Consider the following 16117-nt stretch of genomic DNA (forward strand, 5'->3'; position numbering starts at 1 on the left):
CTACCTAAAAAAAACAAACCCCCCCCCCCCCCCCCCCCGCCCGCCCCCCCCCCCCCCCGCCCCCCCCCGCCCCCCCCCCCCCCCCGCCCCCCCCCCCCCCCCCCCCCCCCCCCCCCCCCCCCCGCTCCTACAGATCAATACCACACCGTAGCAGCACGGCTTGCCGGCGGGGGCGATTGTACGGACGCCCCCGCCGGCAAGCCGTGCTGCTACGTATCGAGTCTGCCCTCCAGAAACCGCTGCAAACGCTCGCGCATCACGGCACCGTCGCTGCCCAGGCAACCGATCGGCGTGCCTTTGATGTCGTCCTGAACCATGTCGGCCATTTCCCCTGCCATCACCATCGGGCAACTCAACCCCAGGCCGAGCTTGAGCAGGCGTCTGGGTTGATAGCCGTGGGGTTTGTGGTTGGAAAACAGCACCAGCGCATCGGGGCGAATCCGGCTGCAGACCAGGCTCAGTTCCTCCAGCGGCTGCTCGGGAGACAGGACGGTGATCCGCGTGTGTGGCGTCGTCATCAGCAAGGCCGCGACCGACAGTTCAAGCTCGCGGCACATGCCCGGAATCGATGCCAGCAGCACGTGTCGCCCGCCTGCGCCACCATCCCGTTGCAGAAGCCGCAGCGTACGCAGGCGCAAGAAGCCGTCGAAAAACAGCCATTCGCTGATCTGGCCGTATGACTCCTTGCGCGCGGCGAAGTCACGCCACACCGGCATCAATACGTTCTCGTAGGCGACCGGCACGGGGTAAACGGCGAACACGCCATGGAGCAGTTGATCCAGCAAGGGCTCATCGAACGACGACGCGGCCTGACGCAGCCGGTCCTGCCAGGCGCGCTGGCCGCCAGTGTCGATGACACTGCGCGGACCCCGCGCGCGGGCGTCCTGGGTGCGGGTAGCGGCCAGAATCCTGCCAACCTTGCTCACTGCCACGCCCCGTTCGATCCAGCCGGTGATGCGCCGGATCGTGTCGACGTCGTCCTCGGAGTACAGCCGGTGACCGCCCTCGGTGCGCGTCGGTGCAATCAGGCCGTAGCGGCGCTCCCAGGCGCGCAGGGTGATCGGGTTGACCCCCGTGATACGCGACACTTCGCGAATCGGAAGCAGTTGATCGGCTGAAGGCCCCTCAGGAGTCGACGGGGTATCGAGCGAGTGAGCCATGTGGGTGCCTGTCGCGACGTCAATAAAGAAGCGTCAATTGTACATCCCGCCCGACCGGGGATTGTGTCCGCCTCTGCGGAAGTTCTGAAATGAAACATGAAATCAGGAATAATCCTTGCTTGCTTCCAGATGAAGCTGACGCGACGCCACCACCCCGGCGCCGCGCCTGTGACTTCCCCCACCCGGGAATCTCACTCGTCTTATTGGAGATACACAATGTCTACCTCACCCGTCACGCTGATGGTTGCCCGTCGCGTCGCCCATGGCCAGTACCAGGAGATGATGAACTGGCTGCGCGAAGGCGAACAACTGGCCACCGACTTTCCCGGCTACCTGGGCTCAGGCGTGCTCGCACCGCCTCCGGGAGACGATGAATTCCAGATCATTTTCCGCTTCGCCGATGAAGCCACCATGCACGCTTGGGAGCATTCGGCCTCCAGACGCTCTTGGTTGGTGCGTGGCAGCGGGCTGTTCGCCAAGAACTCCACCCATCGCGTACGTGGCATGGACGGCTGGTTCGGCGCCGTCGGTCAGCGCCCTCCTCGCTGGAAACAGGCAGTGGCGATCTGGCTGGCGTTCTTTCCGGTGTCACTGATCTTCAACTTCGTGCTTGGCCCGCTGCTGGCGCAGTTCGATCTGGTGCCGCGAATCATGATCAGTACACTGATCCTCACCCCGCTGATGGTGTTCTGGTTCATTCCGCTGTCCACCTGGCTGCTGTCCGGTTGGCTCAACAGCGAGCCGCGCACGCCGGTTGCGCCAGTTTCCACTAGTTAGCCCCCCGTAGCAGCACGGCTTGCCGGCGTGGCGTACTCACGGTCGCCCCCACCGGCAAGCCGTGCTGCTACAACGGCAGGTGTGAGCAGGTTGTACAGCTGTGACCATTGCGTTAACTTTGCCTCCAGACGGTCGCTCTTTGATGGCGCAATGAAAGCAATCGGTGCCTGTCGCTTACCTGCCCTCCCCGATCACTGCGCGAGCTACCATGACCTCCTCTCCCGCCCCTGTCCTGATTACTGGCGCCGGCCAGCGCGTCGGGCTGCATTGTGCAGAGCGGTTGCTTGCAGACGGTCAACCGGTGATCTTCAGCTACCGCACCGAGCGCCCCGGCGTGCAGCGGCTCAGGGATCTGGGGGCGATTGCGATCCAGGCTGATTTTTCGTCCCGGGAGTCGGTGATGGCCTTCATCGCCCGCCTCAAGGACACGACCGACCGCCTGCGCGCCATTGTGCACAACGCTTCCGAATGGCTGGCCGAAACCCCGGGCGATCCGGGCGATGCATTCCTGAGCATGTTCAATGTGCACATGCTCGCGCCGTACCTGATCAACCTGCATTGCGCCGAGCTGCTGCAACGCTCGACACCTGCGGACATCATTCACATCAGTGACGACGTGACGCGCAAGGGCAGCAGCAAGCATCTGGCCTACTGCGCCACCAAGGCCGGCATGGAGAACCTGACGCTGTCGTTCGCGGCGAAGTTCGCTCCACATATCAAGGTCAACGGCATCGCTCCGGCCATGCTGATATTCCAACCCGACGACGACGCACATTACCGCGCGCAAACCCTGGCCAAGTCGGCACTGGGCATCGAACCCGGTGCCGAGGTGATCTACCAGAGCCTGCGCTATCTGCTGGACAGCCCGTACGTCACCGGCACCACAATGACCGTAAACGGTGGACGGCACGTCAAGTAAGCCGCCCCGAGGAACCCTTTGATGACACTGTCACTGCCTGAGCACTATCGTGAAATCCTGGTCGGACTGGGCGAAGACCCACAACGCGAAGGCCTGCTGGATACCCCCAAGCGCGCCGCCAAGGCCATGCAGTACCTGTGTCACGGCTACGAGCAGACCCTGGAAGAAATCGTCAACGGTGCGCTGTTCGCCTCCGACAACGACGAGATGGTGATCGTCAAGGACATCGAATTGTATTCGCTGTGCGAGCACCACCTGCTGCCGTTCATTGGCAAGGCGCATGTCGCCTACATTCCCACCGGCAAGGTACTTGGCCTGTCGAAGATCGCGCGGATCGTGGACATGTACGCCCGCCGCCTGCAGATCCAGGAAAACCTGACCCGGCAGATCGCCGATGCGGTACAGAGCGTGACCAATGCCGCGGGCGTGGCGGTGGTCATCGAAGCGCAGCACATGTGCATGATGATGCGCGGCGTCGAGAAACAGAACTCGACCATGAACACCTCGGTGATGCTGGGTGCATTTCGCGAGTCGAACACGACACGGATGGAATTCCTGCAACTTATCGGACGGAGCAAGTAAGCCATGGCCAGACTCGAACCCGGCACCGCACGCATCCGCGTCAAGGACCTGTGCCTGCGCACCTACATCGGCATCAACGAAGACGAAATCCTCAACAAGCAGGACGTGCTGATCAACCTGACGATCCTGTACGCGGCCCAGGAAGCGGTGCGCGACAACGACATCGACCACGCGCTCAACTACCGCACCATCACCAAGGCGATCATTCAGCACGTCGAGAGCAACCGCTTTGCGCTGCTCGAACGCCTGACCCAAGAGGTGCTGGACCTGGTGATGAGCCATGAGCCGGTCCGCTATGCCGAGGTGGAAGTCGACAAGCCCCACGCCCTGCGCTTTGCCGAGTCGGTGTCGATCACCCTGGCCGCCGAGCGCTAGGCGCCGTTAAAATTCGCATCAATTCTTTACACGTGAGCCCGCCATGACCGAGCAACAACGCCTCGAACTCGAAGCCGCCGCCTTCCGCCGCCTGGTCGCGCACCTGGACAGCCGCAAGGACGTGCAGAACATTGACCTGATGAACCTCTCCGGTTTCTGCCGCAACTGCCTGTCCAAATGGTACAAGGCCGCCGCCGACGAGAAGCAGATCGACATCAGCCTGGATGACGCCCGCGAAGTGGTTTACGGCATGCCGTACAGCGAGTGGAAATCCCTTTATCAGAAAGAAGCCAGCGCCGAGCAGCAAGCGGCGTTTGCCAAGGAAAAGAAGCATGACTGACCTGAACACCCTGCGCATGAGCCTCGCATCCGGCGAGCACGTTTTTGCCGACACCCTGGCCTTCGTGGCCGAGCATTACGACTACCAGCCACAAGCGTTCAGCAACGGCCCGGTGGAAAACGCCGCAGGCCAGAACGAAGGTTCGTGCAAGACCCTGGGCCTGGCCGTGCTGGAAGGCTTGAGCGATGAAGAAGCGCTGCTGGCGTTCGGCGAGCACTACCGCTCCGTCGTCGCAACCCCCGAAGGCAGCGACCACGGCAACATCCGCGCACTGATAGCCCACGGTTTGGCCGGCGTGAAGTTTTCAGGCGAACCACTCAAACGCAAGGCGTAACACCCGTTGTAGGAGCGCGCTTGCCCGCGATTGCGGTGGGTCAGAAACATTGATGCGATTGACACACAGCCATCGCGGGCAAGCGCGCTCCTACAGGATCAATACCGCCCCGTAGCAGCACGGCTTGCCGGCGGGAGCGATCTCGAGGACGCCATCGCGAGCAAGCTCACTCCTACAGGATCAACACCGCCCCGTAGCAGCACGGCTTGCCGGCGGGAGCGATCTTGAAGACGCCATCGCGAGTGAGCGCGTTCCTAAGACGCGAACACAAAAAAACCGGCCCTGGGGCCGGTTTTTTTGTTTGCAGCAGTCAATCAGAACGAGGCGTTCGCCAGACCGTCCAGGTAACGCTCGACATCCAGTGCCGCCATGCAACCTGCACCGGCGGAGGTGATCGCCTGGCGATACACGTGGTCAGCCACGTCGCCTGCGGCAAACACACCCTCAACACTGGTGGCAGTCGCGTTGCCTTCACGGCCACCGTTGACGACCATGTAGCCATCTTTCAGCGCGAGCTGGCCTTCGAACAGCGAGGTGTTCGGCGTGTGGCCGATGGCGATGAACACGCCATCGACTTTCAGCTCCGAGAAGCTGCCGTCGTTGTTCCTCAAGCGTGCGCCGGTGACACCCATGTTGTCGCCCAGCACTTCGTCCAGGTTCGAGTTCAGCTTGAGCTCGATCTTGCCTTCGGCCACACGGGCGTGCAGCTTGTCGATCAGGATCTTCTCGGCGCGGAACGTGTCGCGGCGGTGAACCAGGGTCACTTTGCTGGCGATGTTGGCCAGGTACAGCGCCTCTTCCACAGCGGTGTTACCGCCACCGACCACAGCCACTGGCTTGTTGCGGTAGAAGAAACCGTCGCAGGTCGCACAGGCCGAAACACCCTTGCCCATGAACGCTTCTTCGGATGGCAGGCCCAGGTAACGAGCACTGGCGCCGGTGGCGATGATCAGCGCGTCACAGGTGTAGGTGCCGCTGTCGCCCTTGAGGCTGAACGGCTTGCCGGCCAGGTCGACCGCGTTGATGTGGTCGAAAATGATCTCGGTCTCGAAACGCTCGGCGTGCTCGCGCATGCGCTCCATCAGCACCGGGCCAGTCAGGCCATGGGGGTCGCCCGGCCAGTTGTCGACTTCGGTGGTGGTGGTCAGCTGACCGCCAGCCTGCATGCCGGTGATCAGCAGCGGTTTGAGGTTGGCGCGTGCCGCATAGACCGCAGCGCTGTAACCGGCAGGGCCGGAGCCGAGAATAATCACTCGGGAATGACGTACATCGGACATGACACACTCCTATTGACCGGCCAACGTTTACCTGTGGTCGGAGTTACAGTTTTCGAACCGGCGAACCGGTGCATCTATTAGGGACAGAGCACGGCTCGCATTGGCTCGTGCCCCATCCTGAAAAATCTGGATGCTGCGGCTCACACCGCAGCAAGGGTATTACAGGCTCTTGGCGTTTTCAGCCAGGTAGTCGGCAACGCCCGAAGCGTCAGCCTTCATGCCTTTCTGGCCCGGACGCCAGCCAGCAGGGCAGACTTCGCCGTGCTGTTCGGTGAACTGCAGGGCTTCGACCAGACGCACCATGTCGTCTACGTCGCGACCCAGAGGCAGGTTGTTCACGACCTGATGCTGAACCACGCCATTCTGGTCGATCAGGAACGAACCGCGCAGCGCAACGCCGTCTTCGTGTTCGATACCGTAAGCGCGAGTGATCTCGTGCTTGATGTCGGCAACCATGGTGAACTGGACCGGGCCAATGCCGCCCTTTTCAACCGGAGTGTTGCGCCATGCGGCGTGGGTGAAGTGCGAGTCGACGGAAACGCCGACCACTTCTACGCCCAGGTCGCGGAATTTAGCGATGCGGTTGTCGTGCGCGATGATTTCCGACGGGCATACGAACGTGAAGTCCAGAGGCCAGAAGAACAGCACGACGTATTTGCCACGCAGGGAAGACAGCTGGAAGCTGTCGACGATCGAACCGTCACCCAGGACTGCCGCTGCGGTGAAATCAGGGGCTTGTTTGTTTACCAGAACGCTCATTACGACTCCTTCGAGGTTCAAAGTGAATGGGAATAGGTCTAAAAGTTGCCCGCAAGCTTATCGGGGCGGGGAAGATTAAGGAAATATCGATTCACAATCCAGTTCATAGACAGCACCTATTCCGACAAAGCGTGTCGCAAGCCTTGTGGATAGACTTTATCCCCAGCAGATTGTTTCGGCGAATGTCGCCGCGCTGATCCAGCTTCCGCGCCCGACGCAAAGCCGGTAAGGTCGGCGCGACTTCAACACTCGGAGGCCCTATGCCCGCACCCGCCCTTTCCGGCCCGCAATACCTGCGTGAAGGCTTGAAACTGGTTCTAAGCCCGAGCCTGCGCCTGTTCGTGCTGCTGCCGCTGACCATCAACCTGGTGCTGTTCAGCGCGCTCATCTACTTCGCCGGCCACGAGTTCAGCCTGTGGGTCGATTCGTTCATGCCCACGCTGCCCAGCTGGCTGAGCTTCCTGAACTACATCCTCTGGCCCATTTTCGTGGTGCTGGTGGTGCTCATGGTGTTCTTCACCTTCACCATGATCGCCAACGTCATTGCCGCGCCGTTCAACGGGTTTCTCGCGGAAAAGGTCGAGGTGGTCGTGCGTGGCACCGACGACTTCCCGGCCTTCAGCTGGGGTGAACTGGTGGCGATGGTCCCGCGCACCTTCGGCCGGGAGATGCGCAAACTGGGCTACTTCCTGCCCCGCGCCATCGGGCTGTTCATCCTCTCGTGGATTCCGGTGGTGAACATCATCGCCGCGCCACTGTGGTTGCTGTTCGGTGTCTGGATGATGGCCATCCAGTACATCGACTACCCGGCGGATAACCACAAGATGAGCTGGCAAGACATGCTCGCCTGGCTACGCGCCAAACGCTGGCAGAGCATGAGCTTCGGCGGCATCGTTTACCTGGTGCTGCTGATTCCAGTGGTCAACATCCTGATGATGCCGGCGGCGGTGGCCGGAGCGACGCTGTTCTGGGTGAGGGAGCGCGGGGCGGAAACCCTGGTACCGCAGACGAGTTAAATGCGAAAAGGCCTCTCATGAGGCCTTTTTTCATCCTGGGTATGCGAGACCGGCAGCGTAATAAGTCGCCCCCCAGAAAAGCACGCCAATGACCATCCATGCCAAGTTCGATATCGAATAGCCGCTATTAGCCAATCCTTCGGGGTCTTCGTTGAAACGGTTCACGTAACGCTGAACGTTGAGCAAAACCACTATTTGTAACACCGCAGCGGCATTCCCCACCCAGAAATCAAACCAGAGGCCCAGACCGGCAAAACCATGCAATCCGGCTGCCCGGGTGAATCCGATTACAAAACCGAGAATCAGAGGCGCGAAAGGCAACAGGATAAATACAACCGCCTTCAACCCCCAATTGGGAATACCGATACCGTTCGCATCCTTGATTGTGCGATTCATCTTGCAGAACAGCGAAGGGAGGTAGAACAGCGCGAAAATGGTTCGTGCTAACGGCCAGACAGAGCGACCAGAATAGGCTCGGTAAAGCGACCAGTTTTTGTGTAGCCAGTAAGCGCTGTACAGACCATGGGTCATGAAAAGCATCACCAGCAATTTGCGTGGAGCCACAATAAAAAAACCAGACTTTTGCGGCGTATCTTCCTGCAGATCTGCCTTGGGCGGCGCGTAAAAAACATCCGTCATTTCGTTCCCTCGATGTATTGAACCCGTGCATCCTAATCGCCCAAACACGCTCCTGATCACGCTCGAAAAAAATCAGACAAGTCCCACAAAACTCTTCCATACATCCCACAGACCACCTGTTCAACCATGGACTCGCCTCTAACGGGCGACCAGCGCTGGCTGGCCCACGCTCCAATCTTCGGGAGTTCCAGAACATGGAATCGAATCGCGTCAATCCATCCAACCCGCCCACATCCACGCTGCTTAAACAAAAGCCCAAGCCCGAGCCCAATGCACCCAAATTCATGCAGGCACTGGCTGACGCGGTGGAAAAGGTAGCGTCCAGAACACTCCAGCCAGAACCGGCCAGCCTCTCAAGGCAGGTCAAGCCGCGTTCGCACCTGGAACTGGTCAGCCTCAACCCGGTTCAGACCCATTACATCCCGCAAGCGTCTGCGCTGGAAAAAGTGGGCAAGTCGCGGATCGTGCCGTTTGTGACAGGAAACGGGATTTGAAGCCGGCTGCATGATCAGCCGGTCGCGGGCGGATCCTTAACAGATTCGCCCGCCACCCGACCGCCGTCACAAATCCATCACCCAACCGCCACACAAGCGCAACGCAGGCCTCTGAAACTTGCTGTCATGAGTAAATCCCTGCGCATTACCCTGATCACCGAAACCTACGCGCCTGAAATCAACGGTGTGGCCAACACATTGAGCCGGCTGTGCGATGGTTTGCGCACCCGTGGGCATCGGGTCGAGGTGATTCGGCCGCGTCAGAGTGACGACGAGTTGCGGGCTGCGGGGGAGGATCTGATGTTGTGCCGCGGCTGGCCGATTCCGGGGTATCCGGGGTTGCAGTGGGGGCAGTCGTCGATGCACAAGCTGTTGCGGCGCTGGCAGCGTAACCGGCCTGACGTGCTGTACATCGCTACCGAGGGGCCGCTGGGGTTGTCAGCGTTGCGTGCCGCCCGGCGGTTGCGCATTGCGATTGTCAGTGGCTTTCACACCAACTTTCAGCAGTACACGCGCACTTACGGGCTGGGGTTCATTACGCGGATCCTGACCAGTTACCTGCGCTGGTTTCACAACCGTTCCAACGCCACGCTGGTGCCGAGTGTCAGCCAGAAGACCGAGCTTGAACGGCGCGGTTTCGAGCGCCTGGAGTTGCTGTCGCGGGGGGTGGATTGCCAGTTGTTTCACCCTTCGAAGCGTTCGAATTTTCTGCGTGAAGCCTGGGGCCTAGAACCGGGTGACACGGCGGTGGTGCACGTCGGGCGCCTGGCGCAGGAGAAGAACCTGGGGCTGCTCAAGAACAGCTTCGAGAAGCTGGTCGATGCCTATCCCGACAAGAAGCTCAAATTGGTGATCGTCGGCGACGGCCCCATGCGTGCACCGCTGGAGCAGCAACTTCCCGATGCCATCTTCTGTGGCACACAGCGCGGTGAGGCGCTGGCGGCGCATTATGCGTCGGGCGATCTGTTCCTGTTCCCCAGCCTGACGGAAACCTTTGGCAACGTTGTCCTCGAAGCCCTCGCCTCGGGGTTAGGCGTGGTGGCCTACGACGAGGCCGCAGCGGCGCAGCACATTCGCCATGGCCACAACGGCGCGCTGGCGATGCCTGGAGACGAGGAAGGGTTTATCGACGCGGCGTGCTGGATGCTCGAAGATGAAGAAAACCTGCGCCGGGTTCGTCTGAACGCCCGGCAACACGCCAGCCGCCAGGGCTGGGCAGGCATCATTGATGCATTCGAGGGTTACTTGCGCCACGCGAGCGAGACGCGCGATGGGGTGATACTGGGCGTTTGAGCCCAGCAAACCGGAATGTGGAATAAGGACGATCGTCGATCAACGAGCTTTTGTGGGAGCGGGCTAGCCCGCGAAGGCGGTGGTAAGCCACCCTCGCTGCATCAGGTCTGACCCATTCGCGGGCAAGCCCGCTCCCACAGAGTTCTGGCGGCTCGGCCTCAGGTACATACCTGTAAACCTTGACCGCCATGAGCGCATTTACGGGTTACTCAAGCTTGCCCAACGCATCGCGGCTGAACGGCAGGATGTCTTCCTCGCGACCGTCACGCACTTTCACCGCCCAGTCCGGGTCTACCAGCAGGGCACGCCCCACCGCCACCAGATCGAACTCCTCTTCCCCCAGGCGCTTGAGCAGGTTCTCAAGGCTTGCAGGCTGGGCGACCTTGTCAGTGTTGACCATGAACTGCAGGAACTCGCCGTCGAGCCCCACGCTGCCCACGGTAATGGTCGGCTTGCCGGTGAGTTTGCGGGTCCAGCCAGCCAGGTTCAGGTCGGAACCTTCGAACTCAGGCTCCCAGAAACGCCGTGTCGAGCAGTGGAAAATGTCCACACCCGCGTCAGACAACGGCTTGAGGAATGCCCCCAAGGCCTCCGGGGTCTGTACCAGGCGCGCCGTGTAGTCCTGCTGCTTCCATTGGGAGTAGCGGAAGATAATCGGGAATTCAGGGCCGACCGCGGCGCGCACAGCCTTGATCAGCTCGATGGCGAAGCGCGAACGCTGGGCAAGGTCGCCGCCGTATTCATCGGTGCGCTGGTTAGTGCCTTCCCAGAAGAACTGGTCGACGATGTAACCGTGGGCGCCATGGATTTCCACGCCATCCATGCCGATGTCTTGCGCGTCTTTGGCAGCCTGGGCGAAGGCGGCGATGACTTCAGCGATGTCCTGCTTGCTCATGCCGTGGACGACGACGTTGCCGTCCTTGAGTTTTTCAGTCGGGCCATAGGCCGGAACCGTGCCATCGGGCTCGGTGCCCAGCCGGCGCACAGCACCCACGTGCCAGAGTTGCGGGACGATCTTGCCGCCTTCAGCATGAACCGCCTCGACCACTTTCTTCCAGCCGGCTAGCGCTGCCTCGCCGAAGAACTGCGGCACGTTGGGGTAGCCGTTGGAGGCCTTGTGCCCGACTGTGGTGCCTTCAGTGATGATCAGCCCTACGCCAGCGGCTGCACGGCGACGGTAGTACTCGATAACGCCAGCATTGGGGACGCCGCCCGGGGAGAACGAACGAGTCATCGGCGCCATCACCACGCGCGTCGGCAACTCCAGGCTGCCCATGTGGAACGGTTTGAACAAGGCTTTGACTGGCATGCAAGCGTCCTCGGCTAAGAAAATATTATTGAGATAATACAGAATGAGCCGAGGATGACACGATGCAAAGCACTATTGATTTGAGTGATTAAGGTTTAGAAGCGTGCGCGAGTAACCGTAGGAGCGCGCTTGCCCGCGACGACGATCTGCCTGACAAGATATCGGTGACTGACATTGCGCTATCGCGGGCAAGCGCGCTCCAACAGGCCCGCAAGCGTCAATGCAGCGCTTTTTCAATCGCCTGAATCACCGCTGGGTCATCCGGCGTGGTACGCGGCGAGAAACGAGCCAGCACGCGGCCGTCCTGCCCGACCAGAAACTTTTCGAAATTCCAGGTGATGTCCCCCGGAAACTCGGCGCCTTCGCCGGCCAGCATCTGATACAACCGGTGACGATGGGGACCGTTGACTTCAAGCTTGTCGCCCAGCGGGAAGGTCACGCCGTAGTTGAGCGAGCAGAATGACTGGATTTCTTCCTGGGTACCTGGCTCTTGCCCGGCGAACTGGTTGCACGGCAAGCCCAGCACGCTGAAGCCTTTGTCCTTGTACTGCTGGTAGAGGTTTTCCAGCGCAGCATATTGTGGCGTGAGGCCACATTTGGAGGCCACGTTGACCACCAGAACCACTTTGCCCTTCAGGGGCGCGAGAGGCAGTTCCTGGCCATCCAGAGCTTTTAATTTCAGGTCGTGAAATATACTCATGACGAACTCCCCTAAGGACCATTGGCCGAAAAAGGCGCCCTGTCAGGTCGCGAAAACAACAACGGTTTTCACAAGACCCGCGAGGACGCCTGGCCAGCTAAATGAAGCTTAGCAGGACAAATCAGTGGTGATGGCCACCTTCGCCATGCACGTGACCGTGGGCGACTTCTTCCTGGCTTGCGTCACGAATGGCAACGATCTTCACCTGGAAGTGCAGGCGCTGGCCGGCCAGTGGGTGGTTGCCGTCGACGGTCACGTCGTCGCCGTCCAGGTCACGGATGGTGACGATCTGCATCTGGCCGTCCGGAGCGGAAGCGTGGAACTGCATGCCGACTTCCAGTTCGTCGACGCCTTCGAACATGCTGCGGTTCAGGGTGCTGACCAGTTCGGCAGAGTATTCGCCGTAGGCGTCTTCAGGCTCGATGGAGACCTTCAGCTCGTCGCCGACGTCCTTGCCTTCCAGTGCCTTTTCCAGACCCGGAATGATGTTGCCTGCACCTTGCAGGTAAACCAGCGGCGCGCCGCCGGCGGAGCTGTCGATGACCTCACCAGCGTCGTTGGTCAGGGTATAGTCAATGGAGACAGCCTTGTTGGCGGCGATCGGCATGGGGCAAGACCTTTTGCAAAATAGAGATAAGAGCGAACAAGTCTAACCAAGCACTCGCGCGAAAGCGAACGCAACTCAGACGGACGGCCCCGATTGCACGACACCCCATTGCCTATGAGCGACACCACCATTATCGGCTTTCGTCAGGACGAGGACGGCCACTGGATCGTGGAGCTCTCGTGCGGGCATACCCAGCATCTGCGCCACCAGCCTCCGTGGCAGTCGCGGGAGTGGGTGCTCGATGCCCGCCTGCGCCAGAAAAAAATAGGTCAATCCTTTCGCTGCGGCTGGTGCGCGCAGGGGGCAGTTGACGATAACCTTGTGCCCCGTTGAGACGCTGCGACTGAACAGCGTCCGGTTTTTCGGTTCATCGGCACAACGTGATGCCATGACCATTGCACGCTCACTTTCGAGAAGCCCGCATGCAGACTTTTTTTATCGCGCCCACAGACTTCGGTGTGGGTTTGACGTCCATCAGCCTGGGGCTGGTGAGAACCCTGGAGCGCGCCGGACTCAAAGTCGGCTTTTTCAAACCCATTGCCCAGCCGCATCCCGGCGACATGGGGCCTGAGCGTTCGACCGAACTGGTCGCCCGCACCCATGGCCTGCGGCCGCCCAAGCCGCTGGCTCTGGGCCATGTCGAACGGATGCTCGGTGAAGGCCAGCTCGACGAGTTGCTGGAAGAAATCATCAACCTCTATCAGGAGGCTTCGGTTGGCCGCGACGTGCTGATCGTCGAAGGCATGGTGCCCACCCGCAGCGCCAGCTACGCCGCACGGGTCAACCTGCACATGGCCAAGGCACTGGATGCCGAGGTGATCCTGGTGTCGGCGCCCGAGAATGAAGTGCTGACCGAGCTTTCCGGTCGCGTCGAGCTACAGGCCCAGATGTTCGGCGGCCCGAAGGACCCGAAAGTGCTCGGCGTGATTCTCAACAAGGTGCGCACTGACGAGAGCATGGAAGCCTTCTCCGCACGGCTCAAGGAGCATTCGCCCTTGCTGCGCAGCGGTGATTTCCGCCTGCTGGGCTGCATCCCGTTCCAGGCCGACCTGAACGCTCCGCGCACCCGAGACGTGGCCGAGCTGCTGGGCGCCCAGGTCATCAATGCGGGTGATTATGAAACGCGGCGCATGTCGAAAATCATCATCTGCGCCCGCACCGTGCTCAACACCCTGCAGCTACTCAAGCCGGGCGTACTGGTGGTGACGCCGGGGGATCGCGACGACATCATCCTGGCGGTGAGCATGGCGACCATGAACGGTGTGCCACTGGCCGGCCTGCTGCTGACCAGCGACACCCTGCCCGATCCGCGCCTGATGGAGTTGTGTCGCGGCGCGCTGCAGGCCGGCTTGCCGGTGCTGTCGGTGAGCACCGGCTCATACGACACGGCCAACCAGCTCAATCAGTTGAACAAGGAAATCCCCATCGATGACCGCGAGCGTGCGGAGATCATCACCGACTTCGTCGCCAGCCACCTGGACGCCAACTGGCTGCATCAGCGCTGTGGCACGCCGCGTGAGATGCGCCTGTCGCCTGCGGTTTTCCGTTACCAGTTGATTCAGCGTGCACAGAACGCCAACAAGCGCATCGTCCTGCCCGAAGGCGCCGAGCCCTTGACCGTGCAGGCTGCGGCGATCTGCCAGGCCCGTGGCATCGCCCGCTGCGTGTTGCTGGCCAAGCCGCAAGAGGTGCACGCCGTCGCTCGCGCCCAGGGCATCGAACTGCCCCCGGGGCTTGAGATTCTCGACCCGGATGAAATCCGCGAGCGCTACGTGGCGCCGATGGTCGACCTGCGCCGAGCGAAAAACCTCAACGCGCCCATGGCCGAGCAGCAACTGGAAGACCCGGTGGTGATCGGCACCATGATGCTGGCACTCGACGAGGTGGATGGCCTGGTGTCGGGGCTGGTGCACTCCACCGCCAACACCATCCGCCCGGCCTTGCAGCTGATCAAGACGGCGCCGGGCTGCACCCTGGTGTCGTCAGTGTTTTTCATGCTGTTTCCCGAGCAGGTGCTGGTCTACGGCGACTGCATCATGAACCCGCACCCGACGGCTCGTGAGCTGGCGGAAATCGCCGTGCAGAGCGCCGATTCGGCGGTGGCCTTCGGCCTCTCGCCACGGGTGGCGATGATCAGCTATTCGAGCGGCAACTCAGCCAGCGGCGAAGAGGTGGAAAAGGTCCGCGAGGCAACCTTGCTGGCCCAGGAAACCCAGCGCGGACTGCTGATCGACGGCCCGTTGCAATACGATGCCGCCGCCAACGAAAACGTCGCCCGGCAACTGGCGCCGGACAGCCCCGTGGCCGGTCGCGCCAACGTGTTCGTATTCCCCGACCTGAACACCGGCAACACCACCTACAAGGCTGTGCAGCGCAGTGCCGATTGCGTAAGCCTGGGCCCGATGCTGCAAGGCTTGCGCAAGCCGGTCAACGACCTGCCGCGCGGTGCCCAGGTGGACGACATCGTCTACACCATCGCCCTCACCGCCATTCAGGCTGCAACCCTGCCTTAATAGACGTCATTCACAATAACGCCGCCGGGAACTCACCGGCGGCCGCCTTGCCTCTGGAGTTCGATCCATCATGGATTTCTTGCCCGCCCCCTTGCGCGGCGTCATCGCCTCGCTGCTGTTGGCGCTCAACACGATTGTCTGCTGCACGCCACTGTTCATCGTCGCGATCTTCAAACTGTGCCTGCCCTTCCCCGCCGCACAAAAAGTCACCGACTGGCTCATGAGCCACATCCATGAAGCCTGGGTCGGCAACAACAATGCGTGGATCAATCTGCTGGGCCGCACCCGCTGGCACCTGAGCGGGCTGGAGCGCCTGGATTATCAGCACTCGTACCTGGTGACCAGCAACCACCAGAGCTGGGTCGACATCATGGTGCTGCAGTACGTGCTCAATCGGCGCATTCGCCCGCTCAAGTTCTTTCTCAAGCAGGAGCTGATCTGGGTCCCGGTGATCGGCCTCGCCTGGTGGGCGTTGGGCTTTCCGTTCATGAAGCGTTACAGCAAAGCTTATCTGGCGAAACATCCGGAAAAGAAAGGCAAGGACCTGGAAACCACCCGCCGCACCTGCGCCAAGTTTCGCAACAACCCGGTGGGCATCTTCAACTTCGCCGAAGGCACGCGTTTCACCCAGGCCAAGCACGCCCAGCAGGGCTCGCCATTCCGCTACCTGCTCAAGCCCAAGGCCGGCGGCATCGCATTCGTGCTCGACGCCATGGGTGAACAACTGCAATCACTGGTCAACGTGACCATTCATTACCCGTCCGGGCAGCCCGGTTATTGGGACCTGTTGTGCGGCAGGGTTCGTCAGGTGGTTGCGCACTTTGAAGAGGTACAGATCCCTGCGCAGTTCATCGGCAACAGCTACGACCAGGACGAGGCCTACCGCCTCGAGTTCCAGCAGTGGATCAACCAGTTGTGGGAAGAGAAGGACGCGTTGCTGGGGCAGATGCATGAGCGGTATTCGGCATAGGGTCCGACCATCGCCCCCGTAGCAGCACGGCTTGCCGGCGGGGCGGTGTGTCA

The 16117-nt window shown here is 61.1% G+C and carries 18 protein-coding genes and 1 pseudogene; 12 read left to right on the forward strand and 7 right to left on the reverse strand.

Features of this window, described 5'->3' with window-relative positions:
• Window positions 1–209: 209 nt before the first annotated feature.
• Window positions 210–1160 carry a MerR family transcriptional regulator gene (locus ACIPOO_RS05645; protein ID WP_400604977.1) on the reverse strand — a complete coding sequence of 317 codons (951 nt, stop codon included), beginning with the start codon at window positions 1158–1160 and terminating at the stop codon, window positions 210–212.
• Between the two features lie 216 nt (window positions 1161–1376).
• Here ACIPOO_RS05645 and ACIPOO_RS05650 point away from each other — a divergent pair, with 216 nt between their 5' ends.
• The 6 genes from ACIPOO_RS05650 (at window position 1377) to ACIPOO_RS05675 (ending at window position 4487) form a co-directional block, all read left to right on the forward strand.
• Window positions 1377–1937, forward strand: a complete 561-nt coding sequence (locus ACIPOO_RS05650; RefSeq protein ID WP_400604979.1) for an antibiotic biosynthesis monooxygenase — start codon at window positions 1377–1379, stop codon at window positions 1935–1937.
• 208 nt (window positions 1938–2145) lie between these two features.
• Complete coding sequence (gene folM, locus ACIPOO_RS05655) at window positions 2146–2856, forward strand: dihydromonapterin reductase (protein WP_400604981.1); 711 nt, start codon at window positions 2146–2148, stop codon at window positions 2854–2856.
• Window positions 2857–2877: 21 nt separating this feature from the next.
• Entirely contained in the window at window positions 2878–3438 is a 561-nt protein-coding gene (gene folE, locus ACIPOO_RS05660) for a GTP cyclohydrolase I FolE (RefSeq protein WP_274132646.1), read from the forward strand.
• A gap of 3 nt (window positions 3439–3441) precedes the next feature.
• Window positions 3442–3813, forward strand: coding sequence for a dihydroneopterin triphosphate 2'-epimerase (folX, locus tag ACIPOO_RS05665; protein WP_274132647.1), 372 nt, complete (start codon window positions 3442–3444; stop codon window positions 3811–3813).
• A gap of 43 nt (window positions 3814–3856) precedes the next feature.
• The gene (locus tag ACIPOO_RS05670; protein ID WP_274132648.1) at window positions 3857–4153 is read left to right on the forward strand and encodes a DUF1244 domain-containing protein; all 297 of its coding nucleotides are present in this window, start codon (window positions 3857–3859) and stop codon (window positions 4151–4153) included.
• A complete protein-coding gene (locus ACIPOO_RS05675; RefSeq protein ID WP_400604984.1) occupies window positions 4146–4487 on the forward strand; it encodes a HopJ type III effector protein in 342 nt (113 codons plus the stop codon). The genes ACIPOO_RS05670 and ACIPOO_RS05675 overlap by 8 nt, the downstream gene beginning before the upstream one ends.
• Window positions 4488–4801: 314 nt before the next feature.
• Here the strand turns inward: ACIPOO_RS05675 and trxB are convergent, their stop codons facing one another.
• On the reverse strand, window positions 4802–5764 hold the full coding sequence (gene trxB / locus ACIPOO_RS05680) for a thioredoxin-disulfide reductase (RefSeq protein WP_400604986.1): 963 nt from the start codon (window positions 5762–5764) through the stop codon (window positions 4802–4804).
• 159 nt (window positions 5765–5923) lie between these two features.
• The gene (locus tag ACIPOO_RS05685) at window positions 5924–6523 is read right to left on the reverse strand and encodes a peroxiredoxin (RefSeq protein ID WP_274132651.1); all 600 of its coding nucleotides are present in this window, start codon (window positions 6521–6523) and stop codon (window positions 5924–5926) included.
• Window positions 6524–6783: 260 nt separating this feature from the next.
• On the opposite strand from ACIPOO_RS05685, the gene cysZ reads away from it, so the two are divergent.
• A complete protein-coding gene (gene cysZ, locus ACIPOO_RS05690; RefSeq protein ID WP_400604988.1) occupies window positions 6784–7539 on the forward strand; it encodes a sulfate transporter CysZ in 756 nt (251 codons plus the stop codon).
• Window positions 7540–7569: 30 nt separating this feature from the next.
• Here cysZ and ACIPOO_RS05695 read toward each other — a convergent pair whose 3' ends face one another.
• A complete protein-coding gene (locus ACIPOO_RS05695; protein WP_400604990.1) occupies window positions 7570–8178 on the reverse strand; it encodes a hypothetical protein in 609 nt (202 codons plus the stop codon).
• Window positions 8179–8372: 194 nt separating this feature from the next.
• On the opposite strand from ACIPOO_RS05695, the gene ACIPOO_RS05700 reads away from it, so the two are divergent.
• A complete protein-coding gene (locus tag ACIPOO_RS05700; RefSeq protein ID WP_400604992.1) occupies window positions 8373–8672 on the forward strand; it encodes a hypothetical protein in 300 nt (99 codons plus the stop codon).
• Between the two features lie 126 nt (window positions 8673–8798).
• A complete protein-coding gene (locus ACIPOO_RS05705; protein WP_274132655.1) occupies window positions 8799–9965 on the forward strand; it encodes a glycosyltransferase family 1 protein in 1167 nt (388 codons plus the stop codon).
• A 205-nt stretch (window positions 9966–10170) separates the two neighbouring features.
• Here ACIPOO_RS05705 and ACIPOO_RS05710 read toward each other — a convergent pair whose 3' ends face one another.
• The 3 genes from ACIPOO_RS05710 to ACIPOO_RS05720 form a co-directional block, all read right to left on the reverse strand.
• The gene (locus ACIPOO_RS05710) at window positions 10171–11274 is read right to left on the reverse strand and encodes an NADH:flavin oxidoreductase (protein ID WP_400604995.1); all 1104 of its coding nucleotides are present in this window, start codon (window positions 11272–11274) and stop codon (window positions 10171–10173) included.
• A gap of 217 nt (window positions 11275–11491) precedes the next feature.
• Entirely contained in the window at window positions 11492–11974 is a 483-nt protein-coding gene (locus ACIPOO_RS05715; protein WP_274132657.1) for a glutathione peroxidase, read from the reverse strand.
• Window positions 11975–12095: 121 nt separating this feature from the next.
• The gene (locus tag ACIPOO_RS05720; RefSeq protein WP_274132658.1) at window positions 12096–12581 is read right to left on the reverse strand and encodes a peptidylprolyl isomerase; all 486 of its coding nucleotides are present in this window, start codon (window positions 12579–12581) and stop codon (window positions 12096–12098) included.
• On the opposite strand from ACIPOO_RS05720, the pseudogene ACIPOO_RS05725 reads away from it, so the two are divergent.
• From ACIPOO_RS05725 to ACIPOO_RS05735, 3 genes and pseudogenes are all read left to right on the forward strand, one after another.
• Window positions 12580–12914: pseudogene (locus ACIPOO_RS05725) on the forward strand (DUF3565 domain-containing protein). The gene ACIPOO_RS05720 and the pseudogene ACIPOO_RS05725 sit on opposite strands and share 2 nt — an antisense overlap.
• Window positions 12915–13003: 89 nt before the next feature.
• On the forward strand, window positions 13004–15094 hold the full coding sequence (gene pta / locus ACIPOO_RS05730) for a phosphate acetyltransferase (protein ID WP_400604998.1): 2091 nt from the start codon (window positions 13004–13006) through the stop codon (window positions 15092–15094).
• 70 nt (window positions 15095–15164) lie between these two features.
• Window positions 15165–16064 carry an acyltransferase gene (locus ACIPOO_RS05735; protein ID WP_400605000.1) on the forward strand — a complete coding sequence of 300 codons (900 nt, stop codon included), beginning with the start codon at window positions 15165–15167 and terminating at the stop codon, window positions 16062–16064.
• Window positions 16065–16117: the final 53 nt, after the last annotated feature.

Source organism: Pseudomonas sp. NPDC090201 (assembly GCF_044746825.1).
GTDB classification, from domain to species: domain Bacteria; phylum Pseudomonadota; class Gammaproteobacteria; order Pseudomonadales; family Pseudomonadaceae; genus Aquipseudomonas; species Aquipseudomonas putida_AD.